General features: G+C 60.5%; 1 protein-coding gene. It reads left to right on the forward strand.

All coding sequences use genetic code 11. The features are described 5' to 3' along the window. Positions 1–1,530: acetate--CoA ligase (gene acs / locus ATY29_RS01250; RefSeq protein ID WP_097537553.1), on the forward strand; the 1,530-nt coding region annotated here is incomplete at both ends.

Genomic DNA, 1,530 nt, shown 5'->3' on the forward strand with positions numbered 1-1,530 from the left:
GGATAAGTACCTGAAATGGTACGAGGAGAGCGTCGAGAACCCGGACAAGTTCTGGGGCAAACACGGCAAGCGGATCGACTGGTTCAAGCCTTATAGCAAGGTCAAGAACACCTCCTTCACCGGCAAAGTCTCGATCAAGTGGTTCGAGGACGGTGAGACCAACGTCTCCTATAATTGCATCGACCGCCATCTCAAGACCAACGGCGACCAGGTGGCGATCATTTGGGAAGGCGACAACCCCTATATCGACAAGAAGGTCACCTATAACGAGCTCTATGAGCATGTCTGCCGGATGGCGAACGTGTTGAAGAAGCACGGCGTCAAGAAGGGCGATCGCGTCACCATCTATATGCCGATGATCCCGGAGGCCGCTTACGCGATGCTCGCCTGCGCCCGCATCGGCGCGGTGCATTCGATCGTCTTCGGCGGGTTTTCGCCCGAAGCTTTGGCGGGGCGTATTGTCGACTGTGAATCCACCTTCGTCATTACCTGCGACGAAGGTCTGCGTGGCGGCAAGCCGGTGCCTTTGAAGGACAATACCGATACCGCAATCGACATTGCCGCACGCCAGCACGTGATGGTGAATAAGGTGCTGGTGGTGCGCCGCACCGGCGGCAAGACCGGCTGGGCGCCCGGCCGCGATCTCTGGCACCACCAGGAGATCGCCACGGTGAAGGCGGAATGCCCGCCGGTGAAGATGAAGGCGGAAGATCCGCTCTTCATTCTTTATACGTCAGGCTCGACCGGCAAGCCGAAGGGCGTGCTGCACACGACCGGCGGTTACCTCGTCTATGCGGCGATGACACATGAATATGTCTTCGACTACCATCACGGCGACGTCTATTGGTGCACCGCCGATGTCGGCTGGGTCACCGGCCATTCCTATATCGTCTATGGGCCGCTCGCCAACTGCGCGACGACGCTGATGTTCGAGGGCGTGCCGAATTTCCCCGATCAGGGCCGCTTCTGGGAAGTCATCGACAAGCACAAGGTCAATATCTTCTATACCGCGCCGACGGCGATCCGCTCGCTGATGGGGGCCGGCGACAACTTCGTCACCCGCTCCTCGCGCTCGTCGCTGCGCCTGCTCGGCACCGTCGGCGAGCCGATCAACCCGGAAGCCTGGGAATGGTATTACAATGTCGTCGGCGACAAACGCTGCCCGGTTATCGATACCTGGTGGCAGACGGAAACCGGCGGCCACATGATCACGCCGCTGCCCGGCGCCATCGATCTGAAACCCGGTTCGGCGACGGTGCCGTTCTTCGGCATCAAACCGCAGCTGGTCGACAATGAGGGCAAGGTGCTGGAAGGGGCGGCCGACGGCAATCTCTGCATCACCGACAGCTGGCCCGGCCAGATGCGCACCGTCTACGGCGATCATCAGCGCTTCATCCAGACCTATTTCTCCACCTACAAGGGGAAATATTTCACCGGTGACGGCTGCCGGCGCGATGCGGACGGCTATTACTGGATCACCGGACGCGTCGACGATGTGCTCAACGTCTCCGGCCACCGGCTGGGCACCGC

The sequence above is a fragment of the Rhizobium hidalgonense genome (genome assembly GCF_002914525.1).
In the GTDB taxonomy this organism is placed as follows: Bacteria; Pseudomonadota; Alphaproteobacteria; order Rhizobiales; family Rhizobiaceae; genus Rhizobium; species Rhizobium hidalgonense.